This window comes from Pseudoduganella sp. R-34 (genome assembly GCF_049904655.1).
Taxonomy (GTDB): domain Bacteria; phylum Pseudomonadota; class Gammaproteobacteria; order Burkholderiales; family Burkholderiaceae_D; genus Rugamonas.
The window spans coordinates 5,036,627-5,057,472 of sequence record NZ_CP184572.1; the positions used below are offsets into that span (position 1 = coordinate 5,036,627).

At 63.8% G+C, this 20,846-nt stretch carries 25 protein-coding genes; 3 read left to right on the plus strand and 22 right to left on the minus strand.

What is annotated here, in order from left to right; translation table 11 throughout:
• Positions 1-21 precede the first annotated feature (21 nt).
• The 6 genes from hisS to ndk all read right to left on the minus strand — a co-directional run bounded on the left by hisS (position 22) and on the right by ndk (position 6,395).
• A complete protein-coding gene (gene hisS, locus ACN9MW_RS23115) occupies positions 22-1,359 on the minus strand; it encodes a histidine--tRNA ligase (protein WP_426163095.1) in 1,338 nt (445 codons plus the stop codon).
• A 5-nt stretch (positions 1,360-1,364) separates the two neighbouring features.
• Positions 1,365-2,627 carry a flavodoxin-dependent (E)-4-hydroxy-3-methylbut-2-enyl-diphosphate synthase gene (gene ispG, locus ACN9MW_RS23120; protein ID WP_426163098.1) on the minus strand — a complete coding sequence of 421 codons (1,263 nt, stop codon included), beginning with the start codon at positions 2,625-2,627 and terminating at the stop codon, positions 1,365-1,367.
• A 15-nt stretch (positions 2,628-2,642) separates the two neighbouring features.
• Complete coding sequence (locus ACN9MW_RS23125; RefSeq protein WP_426163100.1) at positions 2,643-3,875, minus strand: RodZ domain-containing protein; 1,233 nt, start codon at positions 3,873-3,875, stop codon at positions 2,643-2,645.
• 13 nt (positions 3,876-3,888) lie between these two features.
• Positions 3,889-4,704, minus strand: a complete 816-nt coding sequence (gene pilW / locus ACN9MW_RS23130) for a type IV pilus biogenesis/stability protein PilW (RefSeq protein ID WP_426163103.1) — start codon at positions 4,702-4,704, stop codon at positions 3,889-3,891.
• A complete protein-coding gene (gene rlmN / locus ACN9MW_RS23135; RefSeq protein WP_426163105.1) occupies positions 4,704-5,876 on the minus strand; it encodes a 23S rRNA (adenine(2503)-C(2))-methyltransferase RlmN in 1,173 nt (390 codons plus the stop codon). The genes pilW and rlmN overlap by 1 nt, the downstream gene beginning before the upstream one ends.
• A gap of 93 nt (positions 5,877-5,969) precedes the next feature.
• Positions 5,970-6,395 carry a nucleoside-diphosphate kinase gene (gene ndk / locus ACN9MW_RS23140; RefSeq protein ID WP_155441729.1) on the minus strand — a complete coding sequence of 142 codons (426 nt, stop codon included), beginning with the start codon at positions 6,393-6,395 and terminating at the stop codon, positions 5,970-5,972.
• A gap of 214 nt (positions 6,396-6,609) precedes the next feature.
• On the opposite strand from ndk, the gene ACN9MW_RS23145 reads away from it, so the two are divergent.
• A complete protein-coding gene (locus ACN9MW_RS23145) occupies positions 6,610-7,293 on the plus strand; it encodes a Bax inhibitor-1/YccA family protein (RefSeq protein WP_426163108.1) in 684 nt (227 codons plus the stop codon).
• 133 nt (positions 7,294-7,426) lie between these two features.
• Positions 7,427-7,759: a hypothetical protein gene (locus ACN9MW_RS23150; protein WP_426163110.1), complete on the plus strand. Its 333-nt coding sequence runs from the start codon at positions 7,427-7,429 to the stop codon at positions 7,757-7,759.
• Between the two features lie 3 nt (positions 7,760-7,762).
• Here the strand turns inward: ACN9MW_RS23150 and rlmD are convergent, their stop codons facing one another.
• From rlmD to ACN9MW_RS23185, 7 genes are all read right to left on the minus strand, one after another.
• Positions 7,763-9,103: a 23S rRNA (uracil(1939)-C(5))-methyltransferase RlmD gene (gene rlmD / locus ACN9MW_RS23155; protein WP_426163112.1), complete on the minus strand. Its 1,341-nt coding sequence runs from the start codon at positions 9,101-9,103 to the stop codon at positions 7,763-7,765.
• A 156-nt stretch (positions 9,104-9,259) separates the two neighbouring features.
• A complete protein-coding gene (rpoS, locus tag ACN9MW_RS23160) occupies positions 9,260-10,273 on the minus strand; it encodes an RNA polymerase sigma factor RpoS (protein WP_426163114.1) in 1,014 nt (337 codons plus the stop codon).
• Between the two features lie 10 nt (positions 10,274-10,283).
• On the minus strand, positions 10,284-11,180 hold the full coding sequence (locus tag ACN9MW_RS23165) for a peptidoglycan DD-metalloendopeptidase family protein (protein ID WP_426163116.1): 897 nt from the start codon (positions 11,178-11,180) through the stop codon (positions 10,284-10,286).
• A gap of 16 nt (positions 11,181-11,196) precedes the next feature.
• Positions 11,197-12,081 (minus strand): protein-L-isoaspartate(D-aspartate) O-methyltransferase, encoded by an 885-nt coding sequence (locus tag ACN9MW_RS23170; RefSeq protein WP_426163118.1) that lies wholly within the window; start codon positions 12,079-12,081, stop codon positions 11,197-11,199.
• On the minus strand, positions 12,078-12,815 hold the full coding sequence (gene surE / locus ACN9MW_RS23175; RefSeq protein ID WP_426163120.1) for a 5'/3'-nucleotidase SurE: 738 nt from the start codon (positions 12,813-12,815) through the stop codon (positions 12,078-12,080). Before surE ends, ACN9MW_RS23170 begins: the two co-directional genes overlap by 4 nt.
• A gap of 54 nt (positions 12,816-12,869) precedes the next feature.
• Positions 12,870-13,922, minus strand: a complete 1,053-nt coding sequence (locus tag ACN9MW_RS23180; RefSeq protein ID WP_426163122.1) for a KGGVGR-motif variant AAA ATPase — start codon at positions 13,920-13,922, stop codon at positions 12,870-12,872.
• Between the two features lie 21 nt (positions 13,923-13,943).
• Positions 13,944-14,549 (minus strand): toll/interleukin-1 receptor domain-containing protein, encoded by a 606-nt coding sequence (locus ACN9MW_RS23185; RefSeq protein WP_426163124.1) that lies wholly within the window; start codon positions 14,547-14,549, stop codon positions 13,944-13,946.
• A gap of 116 nt (positions 14,550-14,665) precedes the next feature.
• Between ACN9MW_RS23185 and ACN9MW_RS23190 the strand changes: the two genes are divergently transcribed.
• On the plus strand, positions 14,666-15,640 hold the full coding sequence (locus ACN9MW_RS23190; protein ID WP_426163126.1) for an NADPH:quinone oxidoreductase family protein: 975 nt from the start codon (positions 14,666-14,668) through the stop codon (positions 15,638-15,640).
• Here the strand turns inward: ACN9MW_RS23190 and ACN9MW_RS23195 are convergent.
• The 9 genes from ACN9MW_RS23195 to ACN9MW_RS23235 are packed head-to-tail and all read right to left on the minus strand — an operon-like array spanning position 15,630 to position 20,739.
• Entirely contained in the window at positions 15,630-16,037 is a 408-nt protein-coding gene (locus tag ACN9MW_RS23195; RefSeq protein WP_426163128.1) for a hypothetical protein, read from the minus strand. The two genes, ACN9MW_RS23190 and ACN9MW_RS23195, sit on opposite strands and share 11 nt — an antisense overlap.
• 12 nt (positions 16,038-16,049) lie before the next feature.
• Positions 16,050-16,781: a DUF899 domain-containing protein gene (locus ACN9MW_RS23200; RefSeq protein ID WP_426163130.1), complete on the minus strand. Its 732-nt coding sequence runs from the start codon at positions 16,779-16,781 to the stop codon at positions 16,050-16,052.
• A 2-nt stretch (positions 16,782-16,783) separates the two neighbouring features.
• Complete coding sequence (locus ACN9MW_RS23205) at positions 16,784-17,437, minus strand: glutaminyl-peptide cyclotransferase (protein ID WP_426163132.1); 654 nt, start codon at positions 17,435-17,437, stop codon at positions 16,784-16,786.
• A 48-nt stretch (positions 17,438-17,485) separates the two neighbouring features.
• Positions 17,486-18,697, minus strand: coding sequence for a helix-turn-helix domain-containing protein (locus ACN9MW_RS23210; RefSeq protein ID WP_426163134.1), 1,212 nt, complete (start codon positions 18,695-18,697; stop codon positions 17,486-17,488).
• Between the two features lie 6 nt (positions 18,698-18,703).
• Positions 18,704-19,174 carry a hypothetical protein gene (locus ACN9MW_RS23215; RefSeq protein WP_426163136.1) on the minus strand — a complete coding sequence of 157 codons (471 nt, stop codon included), beginning with the start codon at positions 19,172-19,174 and terminating at the stop codon, positions 18,704-18,706.
• Positions 19,171-19,533 carry a GFA family protein gene (locus tag ACN9MW_RS23220; RefSeq protein WP_426163138.1) on the minus strand — a complete coding sequence of 121 codons (363 nt, stop codon included), beginning with the start codon at positions 19,531-19,533 and terminating at the stop codon, positions 19,171-19,173. The genes ACN9MW_RS23215 and ACN9MW_RS23220 overlap by 4 nt, the downstream gene beginning before the upstream one ends.
• On the minus strand, positions 19,530-20,222 hold the full coding sequence (locus tag ACN9MW_RS23225) for a DUF6683 family protein (protein WP_426163140.1): 693 nt from the start codon (positions 20,220-20,222) through the stop codon (positions 19,530-19,532). The genes ACN9MW_RS23220 and ACN9MW_RS23225 overlap by 4 nt, the downstream gene beginning before the upstream one ends.
• Complete coding sequence (locus ACN9MW_RS23230; protein ID WP_426163142.1) at positions 20,219-20,602, minus strand: hypothetical protein; 384 nt, start codon at positions 20,600-20,602, stop codon at positions 20,219-20,221. The genes ACN9MW_RS23225 and ACN9MW_RS23230 overlap by 4 nt, the downstream gene beginning before the upstream one ends.
• Positions 20,599-20,739, minus strand: coding sequence for a hypothetical protein (locus ACN9MW_RS23235; protein WP_426163144.1), 141 nt, complete (start codon positions 20,737-20,739; stop codon positions 20,599-20,601). Before ACN9MW_RS23235 ends, ACN9MW_RS23230 begins: the two co-directional genes overlap by 4 nt.
• Positions 20,740-20,846: the final 107 nt, after the last annotated feature.

Consider the following 20,846-nt stretch of genomic DNA (forward strand, 5'->3'; position numbering starts at 1 on the left):
TCAGTCTGCCTGTTTCTTTAATTAATGGTGGTGGTGATGGTCGTGGTCACAATCGTCTCCGCATGTGATCTGGTCCACGACGTAATCGACAACGCCTTCAAACGCGACGGTTTGCTGCTGGCCCTCGCCTTCTTCAGCGCGCATTGCCTTGACGACGGCAGTGTTATTGGCCACTTCGTCTTCGCCGATGATGACTGCGAAGCTTGCGCCGGAGCCGTCGGCTTTTTTCATCTGCGACTTGAAGCTGCCGGCGCCATTCAGGCCGCCGCAGTGCAGGATCACGTCCAGGCCGGCGTCGCGCAGGCGCTCGCCGATGATGAAGGCTTGCATGCGCGCCGCTTCGCCCTGGTGCACCAGGTACACGTCGCACTGGCGCGGCGCTGCGGTGTCGCCGGCGCCTTTCATCAGTTCGATCAGGCGCTCGATGCCCATCGCAAAGCCGACCGCAGGGGTTGGCTTGCCGCCGAACATTTCGATCAGCGGGTCGTAACGGCCGCCGGCGCACACGGTGCCCTGCGCGCCCAGTTCGTCGGTGACCCATTCGAACACGGTGCGGTTGTAGTAGTCGATGCCGCGCACCAGGCGGGTGTTGACGGTGTACTGGATCGCGTTGGCGTCGAGGATCTTCTTCACGCCTTCGAAGTGCGCACGCGATTCATCGCCCAGGTAGTCCAGCAGCTTCGGCGCGCTGTTGACGATGCCTTGCAGGTCCGGGTTCTTGGTATCGAGGATGCGCAGCGGATTGGTATGCAGGCGGCGCTTGGCGTCGGCGTCGAGGTGCTCTTCGTGCTGCTGCAGGTAGGCGATCAGGTCGACGCGGTGGCGTGCACGCTCCTCGGCATCGCCGATGGAGTTGATTTCCAGGCGGATGTTTTCCAGGCCCAGGTCATCCCACAGGCGGCGGCACATCACGATCATTTCGGCGTCCACGTCCGGGCCGGTGAAGCCCACAGCTTCCGCGCCGAACTGGTGGAACTGGCGGTAGCGGCCGCGCTGCGGACGCTCGTGGCGGAACATCGGGCCCTTGTACCACAGGCGCTTGGGGCCTTCGTACACCAGGTTATGTTCCAGCACGGCGCGCACCACGCCGGCGGTGCCTTCCGGGCGCAGGGTCAACTGGTCGCCGTTCATGGAGTCTTCGAAGGAATACATCTCCTTCTCGACGATGTCGGTCACGGCGCCGATGGCGCGCGAGAACAGGCGGGTTTCTTCCACGATCGGGGTGCGGATCTGCTGGAAGCCGTAGCTCTGCACCACGGACTGCGCGGTGTTCTCGAAGATTTCCCACAAGTGGGCGTCGGCCGGCAGGAGATCGTTCATCCCCTTGATTGCCGAGATTTTGTCTGCTTTATTGGACATGTTCTTTAAGCTGCTTTGCTATAGTTTTTCTGTACGTAGTCGAGCACGATCGCCTGGAATTCGCTGACGATACTATCGCCGCGCAGCGTCGCCACCTTTTGGCCGTCGACGAAAACCGGAGCGGCCGGCGATTCGCCGGTGCCCGGCAGGCTGATGCCGATGTTCGCATGTTTCGATTCGCCCGGGCCGTTGACGATGCAGCCCATCACGGCCACGTTCATCGCCTCCACGCCCGGGTAGGTCTTTTTCCATTCCGGCATCTGCTCGCGCAGGTAGCTCTGGATATCGTCCGCCAGTTCCTGGAACACGGTGGACGTGGTACGGCCGCAGCCCGGGCAGGCGATCACCATCGGGGTGAACTTGCGCAGGCCCATGGTCTGCAGGATTTCCTGGCCCACCACCACTTCCCTGGTGCGGTCGCCGCCCGGTTCCGGGGTCAGGGAAATGCGGATGGTGTCGCCGATGCCTTCCTGTAGCAGCACCGACAGCGCGGCGGTCGACGCCACGATGCCCTTGCTGCCCATGCCCGCCTCGGTCAGGCCCAGGTGCAGCGGATAGTCGCAGCGCTTGCCCAGTTCACGGTACACCGCGATCAGGTCCTGCACGCCGGACACCTTGCACGACAGGATGATCTTGTCGCGCGCCAGGCCCAGTTCTTCCGCGCGCACCGCGTTTTCAATCGCGGAAGTGATCAGCGCTTCGTACATCACGGCCTGCGCGGTCCATGGATTTTCGCGTGCCGCGTTTTCGTCCATGATGCGTGCCAGCAGCGCCTGGTCCAGCGAGCCCCAGTTGACGCCGATGCGCACCGGCTTGCCGTACTTGGCCGCCACGTCGATCATCTGCGCGAATTGCGTGTCGCGCCTGGCGCCCTTGCCCACGTTGCCCGGGTTGATGCGGTACTTCGACAGCGCCGCGGCACAGTCCGGGTACTCGGTCAGCAGGGTGTGGCCGTTGTAGTGGAAGTCGCCCACCAGCGGCACGTCGATGCCCATCTTGTCCAGCTGGTCGCGGATGTAAGGCACGGCGGCAGCCGACTCCGGGCGGTCCACCGTCAATCGCACCAGCTCGGAACCGGCGCGTGCCAGTTCCTTGATCTGGATCGCCGTCGCCACCGCGTCGGCGGTGTCGGTATTGGTCATCGACTGCACCACCACAGGCGCGTCGCCACCGACCCAGATCTTGCGCTCGCCATGCTGCACCAGCACGCGGCGGCTGGCACGGCGCGCCAGTGGTCCGGATGGGATCGGGTTGTTCGAAGAAGACATGCTTGGCTACTCTTATTACTTGATGTTCACGAGGGCATACGACTTGCCCGGACCTTGCGTCAATTCCAGCTTGCCGCCCGCCAGGCTGGCGCTCACGGCGCTCGGCTTGCCGACGATCAGCACGTCATCGGCGCGCACGTTGAAGGTCTGGGTGCTGCCGGCCTTCACAGTGCCACGGGTCAGGTTGGGCTGGCCGGCGCGGCGAATCTCGACCCACGAATCTTCCTTCACCGTCAGCACCAGCTTGCCGCCGGCAGTACCTACCGCGGGAGCTGCCCCAGCTACCGTTGCCGGCACGGCCGGCGCGGTTGCAACCGGTGCGGTGCCCTGCGCAGCGGCTGGAGCAACCGCCGTTGGCTTGGCCGGGATCAGGCCCGGCGAAGCTGGCGTCGTGGTTGCCGGCGCCGTGCCAACGGCTGGCGCACCGCCAACGGTCGGTGCAGCGCGGTTGACCGGGGCGACGCCCGCTACAGGCGCGCCTGCGGCATTGCCTGGCGCCGTCACGGGCGCAGTTGCCGGCGCAGCAACGCCGCCCGATGTCGTGGTCATGCCAGGAGCCATGGCCGGGACGGTGCCCGGCGCGGCTGCTGGTACAGCCGCTTGCGCAGGCACGCCGACGCCCGCCACCGCATCCGGCGCAGTATTGCTGCCTGGTTGCGGCGGCACCGAAATCAACGGCACGTTCTGCGTCTGCATTGGCGCTTCGGCAGGCTGCACACCCGCTTGCGTTACCACAGGCACCGCAGGCTCGGCCGGAGCAGCAGGCGCAGTGAGCCCGCCGCGGGTCGCCAGCGTCAGCGGCGACAGGATGCCCATCTGCCAGGCCGCGGCCAGGCCAAGCAATGCCAGCACACCCACGCCGGCCACGATCGCGCCCAGCGGCTTGCCGTTATTGCGTTCGTTCAGCGAAGGGAAGCGCGACTCCTGGAACGAAGCCTTCACCATGGTCGGGCGCACGGTCGCATCGGCATGCCCTGCCGCCCCTTCCACTTCCACCATCGCCACCAGCGGCGCCGGGTCGAGCCGTACTGCCTTCGCGTAAGCGCGGATGAAACCACGCGTCACCGCGCGGTTTGGCAAGGCATCGAAATCGCCCTGTTCGATCGCCACCACCTGGCGCGGCGCCAGCTTCAGCTGGTCGGCAACCTGCTCGACCGACAGCCCCATCGCCTCGCGTGCCGCTGCCAGTGCTGCCCCGGGCGCGGAAGCTTGCTGCCGGCTGGTCGGCTTGTCCTGCTCAGAATCCATTGGTTCCCCGTTCTCACTCATCAAACGCCCCACGTTGATACGCTGCGTACTCCGGCGACTGGGCGTGGTGACGCCGCAATTGGGTCGCGAAGCCCTGCTCCAGACCCTCATCGCCCATCTTGTGCTGCACCTTGATCGCCAGCCACAGTATGTCGGCCGGCAGGCTGTCCAGCTTCGCTACCTTGTGCAATTGCGTGATAAAGAAGCTGGCGCGCGGATAATCGCGCCGCGCATAGTACACCTTGGCCAGGCCGATATTCGTTTCCGGCACGTCCGGCGTCAGCTTCAAGGCGCCCAGCAGGTAGCGCTCGGCCAGGTCGATGTCCTTGACCTTCAGCGCGCAGTTGCCCGCATTGTTCATGGCACCGGCCGGCGAGCGGTAATTGCGGTTCGCCAGCGCTGCATCGAAATGCTTGAACGATTCCTTGACGCGGTCGTTCTGGCACAGGAAGGACCCGTAATTATTGTTCAGGTCAGGATCGTTTGGCGCCAGCTTCAGCGCCTGCAGGAAGTTGTCGTTCGCCAGGTCCTTCTCGCCCATGCGCATGTAGATGATGGCGCGCAGGCTGTAGCCATTGGCGCCCTGCGGATCGGCAGCGATCGCCTTTTTCACCTCGTCGAGCGCAATCGGGTAGTTACCCTGCTCGAAGTAGCCGATCGCGAGCTGCATGCGGATCTCGGCGCGCTTCTGCGCGGAAGTCTGGTCGGAAAGGGTCTTCAGATCTTCTCTGCCGCTGGGGCCATGCCCCGAAGTCGCGCAGCCCGCCAATACGCCGGCCAGCACGACCGCGGCCAGGCACTTGAAGCGGCGCTGGGCGAAATCGGTCATCAGGAACGAATCTCCACAATCTTGCCGAAATCGGCGCCGTACTTCTTCTGGTATTCGGTCATCTTTTCCATCCGTTCAGCCACGCGGGTGCGATCTTTCACTTCGCCCGCCAGCTGCCCGCAAGCCGCGTCGATATCATCGCCGCGCGTCTTGCGGATGGTGGTTACGATGCCCGCATTCATCAGAATTTCGGCGAAGGCCTTGATGCGCGGGTTCTTGGAGCGCAGCAGGCCCGATTCCGGGAAGGGGTTGAAAGGAATCAGGTTGAACTTGCAATTGACACCGAACTCCGGGTGGTTCACCAGCGCGATCAGCTCGCGCGCATGTTCATCCGTGTCGTTGTAGTTATCGAGCATGCAGTACTCGAATGTGATGAAGTCGCGCGGCGCGAACTCCAGGTAGCGCTTGCACGCCGCCAGCAGTTCCTTCAGCGGGTACTTCTTGTTCAGCGGGACCAGCTCGTCGCGCAGCTTGTCGTTGGAGGCGTGCAGCGATACGGCCAGCGCCACCGGCACGTCCTGCGACAGCTTGTCGATCATCGGCACCACGCCCGAGGTGGACAGGGTCACGCGGCGGCGCGACAGGCCGTAGGCGTTATCGTCCAGCATCAGCTTGAGTGCGGTGGCGGTCGGTCCGTAATTCAGCAGCGGCTCGCCCATGCCCATCATCACCACATTGGTGATCTGGCGCTCGCCTTTCGGGCCGGGTTCGATGCCTTTGGTCTGGCGCAGCGCGAATTCGGCCATCCACAGCTGGCCGATGATTTCGCCCACGGTCAGGTTGCGGTTGAAGCCCTGCTTGCCGGTCGAGCAGAAACGGCAATTCACGGCGCAACCGGCCTGGGTCGAGATGCACAGCGTGCCGCGGTTTTCTTCCGGGATGAAAACGGTTTCCACGGCATTGCCATTGCCCACGTCCACCAGCCATTTGCGGGTGCCGTCGGCGGAAGTATGGTCGCTGATGACAGTTGGCGCCACGATGTGGGCGCGGGTCTTCAGCTTCTCGCGCAAGGACTTGGCGAGGTCGGTCATGCTGTCAAAGTCGGATGCACCGAACTGGTGGATCCAGCGCTGCAGCTGTTTGGCACGGAAAGGCTTCTCCCCCAGCTCCGCGCAGTAGGCGACTAGTTGCTCCGGATCAAAATCCAGCAGGTTGGTGAGGGATGTTTCCATGCTTTTTTACTCAATTTCAAAAACGGCTTTGCCCCGGACCGAAGACCCGGGGCAAGGCGCAATACTACTGTACTACATTACAACCGCTAAAAATTAACGGGAGTAGACGTTCAGTGCTGGGAAGAAGTAGGCGATTTCAACGGCAGCGGTTTCAGCGGCGTCGGAGCCGTGAACAGCGTTAGCGTCGATGGAATCAGCGAAATCAGCACGGATGGTGCCTTTTTCTGCCTTCTTCGGATCGGTAGCGCCCATCAGGTCGCGGTTTTTCAGGATCGCGCCTTCGCCTTCCAGAACCTGGATCATCACAGGACCGGAAACCATGAAGTCAACCAGGTCCTTGAAGAAAGGACGCTCGCGGTGCACAGCGTAGAAGCCTTCGGCTTCAGCGCGGGACAGCTGGGTCATGCGGGCAGCGATCACTTTCAGGCCTGCGCCTTCGAAACGGCTGTAGATCTGGCCGATCACGTTCTTGGCTACTGCGTCAGGTTTGATGATCGACAGGGTGCGTTCGATTGCCATTATGAAAAACTCCAATAAAAAGAAAGGTTTAAAAGAAGAAATTAGATTCTCGATCAACCCTAGATTTTAACATAGTTCACTCTCTATGCCCAAGGAAACACTCCTCGGGCGCATATAAGGGCTTCCCCTAAGCGTTTTTAAGTATTTCCTAAGCCAGAAAGTCCCCATCCGGTCAGCGGCATGCTATGCTTTTTGGTAAAGGAGGCATTTAAATATGCAAAACGTACATCATTTTGGCAGCGCCGTCGCCACCGACAACGCGCTGATCCGCAACCGCGTGCTGCGCAATACCTACTGGCTGCTGGCCCTGTCGATGATCCCGACCGTGCTGGGCGCATTCGTTGGCGTGACTTTCGGCATGCCCTTCCCGCGCGGCTTCATCGGCGCAATCTTGTTCCTGGGTATCGCTTTCGGCTTCTTCTGGGCCATTGAAAAGAACAAGGACTCCGGCATCGGCGTCGCCCTGCTGCTGGGCTTCACCTTCTTCATGGGCCTGATGCTGACGCCGCTGCTCAGCCGCACCCTGGGTTACTCCAACGGCGCCACCTTGATCATGACCGCATTCGGCGGCACGGCATCGATTTTCGCCGCACTGGCCAGCTATGCCACCGTGACCAAGCGCGATTTCTCGATGATGGGCAAATGGCTGTTCGCCGGCGTGATCGTGCTGATGCTGGCTTCGATCGCCAACATCTTCCTGGGCATGAGCGCGCTGTCGATCGTGATCTCGGTGCTGGTGATTGCCGTGTTCTCGGCGTATATCCTGTTCGACGTGCAGCGCATCGTCAACGGCGGCGAGACCAACTACATCTCCGCCACCCTGGCCCTGTACCTGGACGTGTACAACATCTTCACCAGCCTGCTGAACCTGCTGGGCCTGGCCGGCGACCGCGAATAAGCGACAAGCTGTCCAATGAAAAAGCCGGCATCCGCCGGCTTTTTTTCGTTTGACCCACACCTTTGCGCCAACTCAATCCGTACCCCACACGATTGGCAAACACTTATCGCATCGCCACCCGTGGGAGCCTATCATGGAAGCGGATTCCCCTGACCACGAAGAACGTATTCGCAAACTGGAGGAGAGAGTGCCTGACCTCGCCTGCGAAATCAAGCTTCTGAGTGAACGCCTGGACAAGTTCGCGATAGAGCTGCGGGCTGAGATCGCCAGTGCTGTCGCCGAGTCGGAAACGCGCATGCATGCCTATGTGGATGGGCGCCTGGCGGAACTGGAGCAGCGGCTGACCGCGCGCATTGTCGCGCTGGAGCAAGGGCAGCGCTGGATCATCGGACTCCTGGTCGCCATACTGCTCGGGATGGTCGGCCTGGCAAGCGGCATGGCGACCATCCTTTCCCGGCTGGCTTAGGCCTTACACGAGGTCGAACACCGCCATCGACTCCACGTGCGAGGTGTGCGGGAACATGTTCATCACGCCAGCTTGCGACATGCGATAGCCGGCGCGGTGCACCAGCACGCCGGCATCGCGCGCCAGGGTCGATGGCGAGCACGACACGTAGACGATACGCTTCGGCAGCATGTCCGGATTCGACTCCCTCAGCTCGGCCAGCGCCAGCGACAAGGCCATGGCGCCGTCGCGCGGCGGGTCGATCAGCATGCGGTCGAACTTGCCGAGGGCGATCAGGTCATCCTTGGTGATCTCGAACAGGTTACGGCACTGGAAAGTGGTGTGGCCGTCAACGCCGTTCACCTTGGCGTTCGACAGCGCGCGCTCAGTGAGCGCGGTGGAGCCTTCGATACCCACCACTTCGCGCGCCTGGGTCGCCAGCGGCAGCGTGAAGTTACCCAGGCCGCAGAACAGGTCGGCCACGCGCTCTTCCTTTTGCACGTCCAGCAGGCGCAGCGCCTTGTGCACCAGCACGCGGTTGATGTGGTGGTTCACCTGGGTGAAATCGGTCGGCTTGAACGGCATCTTGACGCCGAATTCCGGCAGCGTGTAATACAGCTCCTTGCCGGCCGGGTAGAACGGGTATGCCGTGTCCGGGCCTTTAGGTTGCAGCCACCACTGGATCTTGTATTCGTCGGCGAAGGCCTTCAGCTTGTCCTCGTCGCCTTCGCCCAGCGGTACCATATTGCGCATCACCAGCACGGTATTGTCTTCGCCGACGGCCAGTTCGATCTGCGGCACCTTGTCGAAGATGGTCAGCGAGTGGATCAGGGCGCGCAGCGGCATCATCATGTCCGACACGTGCTTCGGCAGGATCTGGCAGCTCTGGATATCGGCTACAAAGACCGATTTCTTTTCGTGGAAGCCGACCAGTACCGTGCCCTTCTTGGCCACGTAGCGCGAGGACAGGCGCGCACGATAGCGGTAGCCCCAGGTCGGTCCATACATCGGGCGCATCATGGTGTCGGACTTGACCTTGGACAGGTGCCACAGGTTATCTTCCAGCACGCGCTGCTTGATCGCCACCTGGGCCGACGCTTCCAGGTGCTGCATGGAGCAGCCGCCGCAAATGTCGAAGTGCTCGCACTTCGGCTTGACGCGCATCGACGATTCCTTGTGCAGCGCGGTCATGCGCCCCTGCTCCCAGTTCTTCTTCTTGCGCAGCAGCTCGAAGCTGACTTTTTCGCCCGGCAGCGCGCCTTCGATGAAGACCACCTTGCCCGGCGAGCCGTCTTCGTTCTCGATGTGGCCAACGCCACGGGCATCCATGTCCAGGGATTTGATTTCGACGATGTTGTCTTGCATAGCGATTAAGGTTGCAGCCGGCGCGTTGCGCGCCCAAAGCCCGCTATGATACCAAAAACCGGTACCCCGGTGTCAGACCCGCGGGGTCTGACACCAATCCACAGCAACTGCAGGCCAGGTGTCTGACCCTGCGGGTCAGACACCGCACTTCCGGTTTCAGAGAAGCGAATCGCGTACCACGCCGCGCGCCGCCATCGCCCGCTTCAGCTTGACCAGCGCTTCCTGCTGGATCTGGCGCACCCGCTCGCGCGTCACGCCCATTTCCTCGGCCAGGGTTTCCAGCGTCGCCGGATCGTCGTTATCGAGCCCGAAGCGGCGCATGATGACAATGCGCTGCTTGTCCGGCAGCTTGGTCAGCCAGTCGCGCACCAGCACCGTCATCTCATGGTGTTCGGCGCGCGCGTCGGGCGAATCCTCGGAATCGCCCGGCAGCATGTCCATCAGCGACGACTGGGGGTCGTTATCCAGCGGCGCATCGAGCGAGGTGGCATGCTCGGACAAGGCCAGGATATCCTGCACCTCTTCCACCGGCCGCCCCACCAGGTCGGCGATATCCTCCGCCGTGGCATCCTTGCCATTATGGTGCTGCGCCTCCAGGTGGTACTTGCCGCGCAGGATCTGGTTCAGTTCACGCACCATGTGCACCGGCAGGCGCACCGTGCGCGCCTGGTTCATGATGGCGCGCTCGATGCTCTGGCGAATCCACCAGGTGGCATAGGTAGAGAAGCGGAAGCCGCGCTCCGGCTCGAACTTGTCGATGGCGCGCATCAGGCCGATGTTGCCCTCTTCGATCATGTCGAGCAGCACCACGCCGCGATTGATGTAATGCTTGGCGATCGACACCACCAGCCGCAGGTTATGCTCGATCATGGTCTGGCGGGCGGCGAAATCGCCCTGCTTGGCCAGCGTGGCGAAATGCACCTCCTGCGGCGCCGTCAGCAGGGGACGGGTGCCGATCTGGTTCAGGTAGTGCTGGGTAGTGTCGGTGGAGAGCTCCGCCGCCAGCACCTTTTTCAGTTCGTCGACCGTTTCAAGGACGGCGCTGGCGCCTTCAACCGCAACCTCGCCGTCCGGTTCCATGGAATCGATGGCTACTTCATCGATCGGCTCGTCCGGGAATTCCTCAGGAATCGAGTCGTCTTCCAGTTGGTCATTCGGCGAGCGTGTCATGGGTGCTTATCTAGCGGTTAGGCAGGAATTTCGATGGATCCACCGGCTTGCCCTGCTGCCTTATCTCAAAGTGCAGCTTGACCGTGTCGGTATCGGAGTCCCCCATTTCAGCAATTGCCTGGCCCCTGCGCACTTCCTGCCCCTCCTTGACCAGGATGGAGCGGTTGTGGGCATAGGCCGACAACAGGCTGTTACTGTGCTTCACAATGACGAGATTACCATATCCGCGGATGCCGCTACCGGCATACATCACTTTTCCTCGTTCAGCAGCCAACACTTGTTGTCCGGCGCGCCCTGCGATGTCGATGCCCTTGTTCCTGCCCTCGTCGAACTGTGCCACCACGCGGCCATCGGAAGGCCAGGTCCACGACAGGTCGCGGTCTTCCGCGCTGACCGCAGCTGCCTGCGGCACGGCCGGCGCCGGGGTTGGGGCCAGGCTGGCCACCATGGCCGGCTTGTCGGAGCGTTCGTCGGATTTCTGCAAATCCGCCACTGCGGCATCGGAATACGGGCGCTTCTCCCCCTTTGGCGTCGACTTGCGCGGCGGCGGCGGGGTTTTCTCGATCTGCGGCGGGGTCGGCACGGCCGCTACCTGCACGCCTTCGGGTTGCGTCAGGCGCAACACCTGGTCAACCTTGATGTCGTCCGGATTCGACAAGTTGTTCCAGGCCGCCAGGTCTCGATAATTCAGGCCGCGGTCAAAGGCGATGCGGATCAGGGTGTCGCCCTTGTGGACGGTATAGTAGCCTTCCTTGTCTTTCGGCTCCTCCACCGCGGCCACTTTCGGCGGTGTGGTGGGGTGCGGTGTCGAACGATCTTCGACCGGGGCCTGGGTCGGCACGGTCGAACATGCGGTCAGCACGGCCAGCGAGGCCGCCATCAGGAAAAGGGAATAGTTCTTCGTCATTCTATTGATCTGTGTGTTAAACGGTGCCAGGGCGCAGCGGCACAAAATGGCAGTCTTCCAGCGTCTGGCGCACCCATTCGTTCTTGCTGACACGGGTCACCAGTTCGAGATGCTGGGTGCGGGCCCCGACAGGGGCGACCAGGCGGCCGCCGATATTCAGTTGATCCAGCAAGGCCTGCGGCACTTCCAGGCCAGCGGCGGCAAGGATGATGCCATCGAAAGGCGCCGCCTGCGGCAAGCCTAGCATACCATCTCCGTAGTGCAAACGCAGGTTCGGCACCCGCAGGGGCCGCAAGTTGGCCTTGGCCAGTTCGTGCAGGGGCTTGATGCGTTCGATCGAAAACACCTCTTTCGCCACGCAGGCCAGCACCGCCGCCTGGTAGCCGCAGCCGGTGCCGATTTCCAGCACGCGGTGCAGATCCTGGCCGGCGCGCATCACCTCGATCATGCGCGCCACGATATAAGGCTGGGAAATGGTCTGGTGGTGGCCGATCGGCAGCGAAGCGTCGATATAGGCTTGCGGGGCCAGGCCCTCGTCCATGAACATATGGCGCGGCACGGTGTCGAGCGCGCCCAGCACTACCGGGTCGCTCACGCCCTGCTTCGCCACCCGCTGCACCATGGCGCGACGCACGCCGTCCGATACCAGGGCATTCTGGCGCGGCGCCGCCACGGGGCCAAGCTGCACCTGGGCGCGTTCCTGGGCATAGGAATGGGCGCGCGAGGGCGAGGCCACCGGTTGCGGCGGGCGCCAGCCGCCAGGGCTGGCCGCGGCAGTGCGGGCGGCATTCTGGGTGGCGGTTTGTGGCGTGGCCACGGTGCTGTAGACCGGCTTTTTCGCCGGGCTCTTGTCGGTAACAGAAGACAGGGGCAGCGGGAAAGTGCGGGTCTTTTCGCTCATGCGATGGCCTTTGCCAGGGTATCGAGTTGTTGGCGATGGGTCAGGTCGATCTGCAATGGCGTCAGCGAAACGCGGCCATTGGCGACGGCATGGAAGTCGGTGCCCTCGCCAGCATCCTTGCAGGCGCCGGGCGGGCCAATCCAGTAGATTTCCCGGCCGCGCGGGTCAAGCGCCTTGACCACGGGTTCGGCCTGGTGGCGGCGGCCGAGGCGGGTCGGGGTCAGGGGACCCAGCTGCTCATACGGCAGGTTCGGGATGTTCACGTTCAGCAGGTAGGGCCGCTCCAGCAGTTCCAGGTAGCGCTGCACCAGGTCGCGCGCCACGCGGGCCGCGGCATCGACATTCGCCCAACCGTAGGAACCCTGCGAAAAAGCCATCGCCGGCACGCCGAACAGGTAGCCCTCGGTGGCGGCGGCCACCGTGCCCGAGTACAGCGTGTCATCGCCCATGTTCGGGCCGTTGTTAATGCCCGACACCACCAGGTCCGGCACGTGGTCCAGCAGGCCGGTCAGCGCCACGTGCACGCAATCGGTCGGCGTTCCATTGACAAAATAGAAACCATTGGCCGCCTGCTGCACCGACAAAGGACGGTCCAGCGTGAGGGAATTGGAAGCGCCGGAACGGTTGCTGTCGGGCGCCACAACCACGATATCGGCAATTGGCTGCAGGGCTTCCGCCAGCGCATTGATGCCAGGCGCCAGGTAGCCGTCGTCGTTACTGATAAGGATTCTCATACAGGGAATTTTACCTGAAGCAACGACTGGCGCAGCGCGCCGGCGGCGACAAATTTACATTGCCGCCGGCATCGGCCAGTACCCTGCGCGCTCTTGCTCGAGCGGCAAGGCATGGTGGTTGTTCAGGGTGGCCGGCCCGGCAGCGGGCAGGCGCTGCCAGGGGCAGAGCCCATCGCCAAACCATTGCATAAATGCATAATAGCCTTGCTGCAGCGCCAGCGCCGGCAGCGGTTCGCCACTGGCCAGGCTGGCGCAGTGCGGCAATTGCACCGCATCGAAGTACTCTTCCAGCGACAGCCAGGGCAAGCCGTAGGCCTGGCCCAGCATGCCTTCGAACAGGGGCTGGTAGCCGCCCTCCCCATCCTCGCCGCGGCGCCAGAACCTGCATTGCGCCTCGTCCGAGGTATCGATGCGCGATGGCAGCGGGTAGACCAGCAACTGGCGCTGTTCGTCCTCATGGCAACTGCGATAGCCGGTGGCGCGCGCCACCAGGTCCCGCAGGCCGTCCAGGTTTTGCCGGTTCGGCGCGAACACCAGCACCAGCCGTGTCGGCAGCAAGGTTGTGCAGATGGCGGCGCAGTCGGCGCGACCGCTGCGCGCATCGACCAGCACATGGCCGAAATGGCGCGCCAACCGCGCGGCAAAGGTGCGGAACAGCGCGGGGCAAGCGTCGAACAAGCTTTGCCAGTCCAGCATCGCCGCGCGTTCCGCATGGCTGCCATCGCACCGCCCAGCGCGCAGCAGCCAGAGTGGCCGGTCATCGCATGCCCTGATCAAGTACTGCTCCCAGCGTACCGCGTCGAACACCGCCTCGGCCAGCGCCTGCTCGCTGGCGTAGCGGCCGGCGCGCTCCTGGAGCTGCTCGCGGCATTCTTCGAACAGGTCCAGCACTCCCGGCGCCTCCGCCGCGCCGGGAAAGTAGTAATGCAGCCCCGGAGCCTCCAGGTCCCAGTCGACCAGCAACACCGGCGCCGTGCGGCGGCTTGCCAGGATGTGCCCAAGATTGGCCAGCGCCATGGTACGGCCTACGCCGCCCTTGTAGGAATAGAAAGTGGTGACTTCGCCGGCTGCGGGCAGCTCTGGCAGGTGCAGGCGTAGGTGTTCCATGGCGCTCTTTCAGAGGTTTTTCTAGCGAGGAAAGTGAGGCGGGGCCGGCGGGCGCCATTCCGGCGGCACCGGCGGCAGCACGAACTGCCTGCAGTCGTGGTCGGGCGGAATGCTCGCCTTCAGGCAGTGGTAGTGCATCGTGATGCGCTCGACGATGCGCCGGATATCGGGCAGGAAATCGGGATTGGTCTTCAGATCCCCGGTTGCCAGCGTATAGCGCGAAAAATCGACATACATGCCAGGCTCGCTGATCTGGCGCGGCAGGTTCAGCGGATGGCGGGTCATGATGACGGGGATGATCAGGTGGCTTGGCAGCTCGTACCAGCCGCTGCGCTCGGCCTCGATCATCTGCATGGCGGCGAATTCGCGCCGGGTATATGGGTGGGCTTCGTACTTGGGCGTGTAGATCACGATCATGGTGGCGCTCTGGCACATGGCCAGCGCAAGCCGGCGGTCGATATCGTCCCCGCCACCCAGTTGCTCGCTATCGACAAACAGCTCGGTCTCGTTGTCGAAGTGGGGCTCAAGATAGCACTTCAGGGCATCGACCAGGTCGTCCTTGAAGTGGCTCATATATGCGTGCTGGCCATGCGCGTAACTGAAAAAGCAGCCGTACCGGATACTCATGGCAATCGCCTCCCCTGCCTGCCAAATGTATTCCCCTCCCGCGCGATAAACTTTGTGCCGGCGCAAAGTGTTCTCGGGCATAATCGCACGATCGTTCCAAAAATGATGGAGACCATATGAAGGCTATCGTTTGCAAGGAGTGGGGCCTGCCCGACACGCTGGTGCTGGAAGATGTGCCCGACCCGCAGCCTGGCCCCGGCCAGGTGGTGTTGCAGGTAAAGGCGGCAGCAGTCAACTTTCCGGATGTACTGATCATCCAGGGCAAGTACCAATACAAGCCTGCCCTGCCCTTCACGCCGGGGAATGAAGTCTCGGGCGTGGTGCTGTCGGTGGGCGAAGGGGTGCAGGGCTTCAAGCCGGGCGACAAGGCGATTGCCTTCTCCGCGCATGGCGGCTTTGCCGAACAACTGCTGGTGCCCGCCGCTTCGCTGATGCCGATGCCGCCGGGGATGGATTTCGACACCGCCGCCGCGATCACCCTCACCTACGGCACCTCGCACCACGCCGTGGTGGACCGCGCCCGGTTGAAGGCCGGCGAAACCATGCTGGTGCTGGGCGCCGCCGGCGGCGTCGGTCTGGCGGCCATCGAGATCGGCAAGGCGCTCGGCGCGCGGGTGATTGCCGCCGCTTCCAGCGAGGAAAAGCTGGCCGTCTGCAAGGAGCATGGCGCCGACGTCCTGGTCAACTACAGCAGCAACGACCTGCGCGAAGCCATCAAGGCCGCTACCGACGGCAAGGGCCCGGACGTGATATACGACCCGGTCGGCGGTGAATACGCCGAGCCGGCCTTCCGCTCGATCGGCTGGCGCGGCCGCTACCTGGTGGTGGGCTTTGCCAACGGCGAGATACCGAAGCTGCCCCTGAACCTGACGCTGCTCAAGGGCGCTTCGCTAATGGGCGTGTTCTGGGGCGAGTTCGTCAAGCGCGAGCCGAAAGCCAACCTGGCCGGCATGATGCAGCTCCTGGGCTGGCTGGCCGAAGGCAAGATCCGCCCGCACATCTCGGCACGCTACGCCCTGGCCGACACGCCGCGCGCGCTCGAAGCGATGGCAGCACGCAAGGTCACCGGCAAGGTGATTGTCAAGCCTTAAGCCACTGCACGAAGCGAACGGCGAGATAAAGCATCGCGCCGTTCGCGGCAAGCATCGCCGCCAGGTGCAGCGCCATCGCCGCCAGCGTTTGCAGCAACGGCCCTGCGGCGCCACTGCCGCTGCCGCAGATCGTCATCAGCGCCGGCATGAGGATGAAGCCTGCGCCGTGCGCCGTGGATGTGATGAAAGTCCACAGCGCCATTCCCGCCTGGCCCGCCAAGGCGTGGCCTTTGCCGATGCGGCAGGCCAAAGCAACCAGCAGCAGCACGCCTGCGCCCCACTGCAGGGCCGGGCGGTCCAGCGGCAGCCGGAATGCCACCGCCGCCGCCACCGCCATCGACGCCGCATGGCCGCAGGCGATCGCCGTCACGGCCCGCCAGGGCCGGAAGATCGACATGGCATCCCCGCATCACGCCTGGGAGCCGCAGCATGACGCCGCCGGTTGCGCGTAGCGGTCATGATGCCTGACCCACGCCATCGTGTACGGCAAATCATCCTCGTGCCGCCCGAGCGGCGTGAGATCGAGGAAGCGATAGGTATGCATCATCACTTCCACCCCGCGGCCGTAGGTCGAATAAGTGTGGTAGACCGTGCCCGCGTCGTCCTTGTAGAAAACGCTGACGCCGGGCGCATCTTCGTGCGGGAAAGCCTGGCCGGTGTAGTTGTAATAGACTTCGCCTGCAGCCATTTCTTCCGGCGCGAAACTGACGTGGAAGTCGTAATTGAAATCGCTGTCACCCGACGACACCCATTTGAACCGCCAGCCCATTTCCTTGCGCATGCGCTCCAGGCTGGCCAGCGGTGCGCGCGATACCGCCACCACGCTCACGTCGCGCTGCGCCAGGTGCGCCAGCGCGCCATCCGTATGGTCGGCCATGTAGGAGCAGTGCGCGCAGCCGCGCTCCTGCCCGGGCGCAAACATGAAATGCTGCACCACTAGCTGGCTGCGCCCTTCGAACAGGTCGGACAAGGAACGCTTGCCCTGCGGCGTGTCGAACACGTACTGCTTGTCAACGCGCACCCACGGCAGCGCGCGGCGGGCGCTGGCCAATTGGTCCTGCTGGCGCATCAACTCCTTTTCGCGCACCAGCAACGCCTTGCGCTGCGCTACCCATTGCTCCTGATTGACGATGGCGTTCATGATTACTCCCCTCGTGGGCGGCGCACTGCACGCACCTTGCCGCTATTCTCGCCGCCGGCATAGAACAAGCCGGCGCCATCGGATTCCAGGCCGCTGACGAAGACGCCCGGCGGCATTTCCAGCCGTTCCAGCACGGCCCCGCTGTGCGGATCGACATGGCGGATGTCGCTCTGGTCGCCCTCCCAGGTGCCATGCCAAAGCTCGCCGTCCACCCATGTCACGCCGGTGACGAAGCGGTTCGATTCGATGGTGCGCAGCACGGCGCCGGTCTCCGGATTGACCTGATGGATCTTGCGTTCGCGGTACTGCCCCACCCACAGGCTGCCTTCCGCCCACGCCAGGCCGGAATCCGCGCCTTTGCCGGGCGCAGGAATAGACGACACCACCGCTCCGCTGGATGGGTCGATCTTGTTGATCCGTTCTGCCGCGATCTGGTACAGGAACTTGCCGTCGAATGCCGTGCCGGCATCGGCGGCCACCTCCAGCGAGCGCGCCTGCTTGCCGCTCTCGGGATCAATGCCGATCAGGCGGGCGCCTGTTGCCGCCCATACCAGATGGCCGTCGTAAGTAACCCCGCCGACTTTGGTAACGCCGTCGAACGGGCCGTATTCGCGCAGGATTTCAGCCGTGCGCACCTTGCTTGAATTGTGTGTCATTGCCTGGCTCCTTATGAGGCGCGCCTCGATTGGCGCCGCAAATGAACTTTATTCCAACGGCAGTGCAGCAGGGAGTAACAAGATTGTCGTGAATCCGGCCAGCGGCGGCGACAGCCAGCGCCGCGTGCGGGCACTGCCGATCGAGCGCACCCGTCCCTCCGCCTCCAGTTCAGCCAGGGCGCGCTGGACGGTGCGCTGGCTGGCATCAAGCGCCAGGGCCAAGGCCGAAGTCGACCAGGCAGCGCCCTCGGACAAGAGCGCCAGCAACGCAGCCTGCTCGCCATCGATCGGCGGCTCCAGCATGGCCAGGCTGCGCCCATCACCAGGCCGGATCGCAAAGCCGAGCGGCGTTGCCTCGATGCCGGCCAGTCCCTTGAGGAGCGCGCGAAGGCGGCCGATCTCCACCCGCAACCGCGCGCGGTGGGTTTCGTCGGGGCGACGCGTGTTGAAGGCCCGTTCGATCAGCAGGTCTCGCCCGGCATCGCCCGGCCAGGCCTCAGCCAGGATGCGGGCCAGCGCAAACAATACCGGCCTGCGGGCCAGGGAACGCCAGGCCGCGCCGCAGCCCAGGCCTCGCCGGCAGGCATCCAGTACCAGTGTGCCCGATGCCAGCAGAGCTGCCACTTCGTCGAGCGACAGCGCGCCGCCACCGTGCAGGCGCGCGGCGGGACGATGCAGCGCAGCGCTGGCCTCCACGACCTCTGCCAGAAGCTCCGGCACGCCCGAGCGGGTGGCCGCCGCATGCGCGTGCGCAAGCGCGGCCCTTGCCTGCGCCGGGCGTAGCGTTCGCATTGCCAGTTCGGCCGCGGCCAGTTGCGCAACTGCCGCCAGAGACGGCGTCAGGGCACGGATATCGAGGCGCGACAGTTCAGTTGCAGCGGCTTCGAGGCGTCCAAGCAGGAGGAATTTACGGGCGGCGATCAAGCGCGCCTGCAAGGCATTGCCATAGTCGCCGTGCGCTTCCAGCACCGCCAGCGCGGCCGCCAGCGCGCGCGGCGGGGCTGCAAAATCACGCATGGCCATCGCCACTTCCGCTTCCGCGACAAGGCAGCGCGCGCGGGCCAGTTCTTCATGCGAGCCAAAGCCACGCGCGGCACGCCGCAGCAACTCGCGCGCCCTGGGAAAGTCGCCCAGCCGCGCCATGGCGATGCCGCGCAGGGCCAGCGCCGGTGGGTCGTCGCGCAGTGCCACATGTTTCAGGGCGCCCAGCACGTCACCGCTGGCAAGGGAACGGGCCGACGCGGTAATCAGGGAATCCATCGCGCTTCAGCCGGCCCTGCGCACGCGCGAGGCAGCGGCGCGCAACAGGATGCGTGAATAGAGCTGATGGAAGCCAAGCAGCGCGCGGAACAGGCCTCCCTGCCGCGAGTGCACGACTGCGGAGCCAAAATACAGCCGCGTGCCCTGCCCGGCCGGCGCCGCCATCAACCATGAACGCGTGCTGCCTGCGACATCGCACATCAGCAACTGATCCGCCGCCCGCCCTTCCACCGACCACGCGGAGAAATGCTGGCGCTGGCCGCGCGCCAGCTCACGCGCTTCCACATCGCGCGAAGGCCGCGCAACGAACAGCGCCAGCAGCAACCGTTCCAGCTTGAAGACGGCGGTGGTGTAGAAAGCCTCGACATAGGCTGCATGCGCGACCTGTTCCGGCACGTCGATGGCGAAACAATCGGTGTAAGCCCCCTGCTCGCGGTAACGCTGCAACAAGGCGTCCTCGGGCAGGTCGGCGATCACAAGTAGGTCCAGGTGTCGGCGCCGTCGAACTTGCGGACTTCCATTTCCGCCACGGCTTCCGGCGCGAAATTGGCCATGTTCACGCCCATGCGGCCATCGTCATTGGGCTTTAGCGACTTCCAGTGCGTGACACAGCCGCAGGTCCGGCAGCGCACCGTGCGCAGTGACTTGTCGCCCCAGACGTAATCCTCGGCATGCGCCGGATCGCCCTCGATGCGGACCCCGTCTTCGGGATAGAACGCCCACAGCGCCCGCGTGCGGCGGCAAATCGAGCAGTTGCAGTCGATCAGGTAGGCCGGCGCGGCCGGCACCTCGATCGTGATTGCGCCGCAGTGGCAGGAACCGGCAAGGATGGTCATTTAACAAGCATAACACCTCGCTCGTCGATCTGCAGGCGCTCGGGGTCAGCCCCCAACACCAGCTTCAAATTTTCTCGCGCGCTGTTGCGCAGGTTGGCAGCCGCGTGCTCCGACTGCGCCTTTTGCTGCTGTGACTTGTAAGCCAGCGCCATGAAAGCGCCGACCATGGCGCTTTTCTCGTACAGGTTGCGGATTGTTTCCGCGCTTTGCTTCTCGGCCAGGCGGCGCGTGCCGCCCCCCTGGCGAAGCTGCTCGGCCACCGCCGCGAATTCCTCGTCCGGGACCTCGCGGTTGGCGAAGACCATGTAATTGCCAACGATGAAGGCCGCCATTGCGCCGTCCAGGTCATCGCGCTGCCATCCCATTTTGGCAGCCACCTGCTGGTAGACGTCCATGCTCTGCTGGAAGGCTTGTGCCATCGCTGCCTGGCTCGACGCCGGAAACACCTTTGCCAGCTCCCGCGCGTTGCGCTGCACCGCCGGCGGCGCCTCCATGCGCGCCGCCTTGCCGCGTGAGTGGAGCCCGGTGTTCATGGAATTGTTGTTCATCACCGCCATGTTGGCGAAGTTGATCAGCGGCGCCGTCGTCATGGAGTAATCCAGCCCCAGGCCGACATAGCCCTGCGCGCGGGCCGCAGGCGCAGCGAGCAGCGCGGCGTACAGCATCAGGTGCGGCAGCAGGCGGTTCATGCGCTCATCACCTGGCTAGGCAGCAGGTCGCTCATATTGTCCGCCACATTGCGTGCATTGAAGCAGCGGAAGCGGAACTCGCCGCCATCCTCCAGCTCGACTACCACGATGCCGGTCAGGATGCCGAACTCGCGCCGCACGGAACGCACTTCACGCAGCGGGATGTGCACCGGCTGCAAATCATCGTGCACGGCCTTGTTCATGATGTTCGGCACCCAGTCCAGCGCGTCGGCCGATACAGTGACGATGCCGCCCACCCACAATCCGCCAATGACGGCGCCGATCGCTTCCACGTTGCGCGCGGCCGCCCCGCCGAAACGGCGATTGACTACTGCATCGGTAATGAAGGCATTGCACAATTTCTTGATAAAGATCGTCATTGGAACCTCATGCCGTGTTTGTCGAGGAATAGGTTGGCGGGATCGCCCTTCAGCACCAGCTGCAGGTTTTCGCGGGCGGCGTTGCGCATGTTCTCGTACACGTCAGGCGGGGCACTCAGGATCAACTTGCACTTCATCGCGTCACCTCGACATTGCACAAAACGTTGTCTGAGAATATACAATTTTGCACAACGCGCCAACCGAATCGAGGTGCGTGAAAGTCACTCAGGGCGGGAGGTATCGG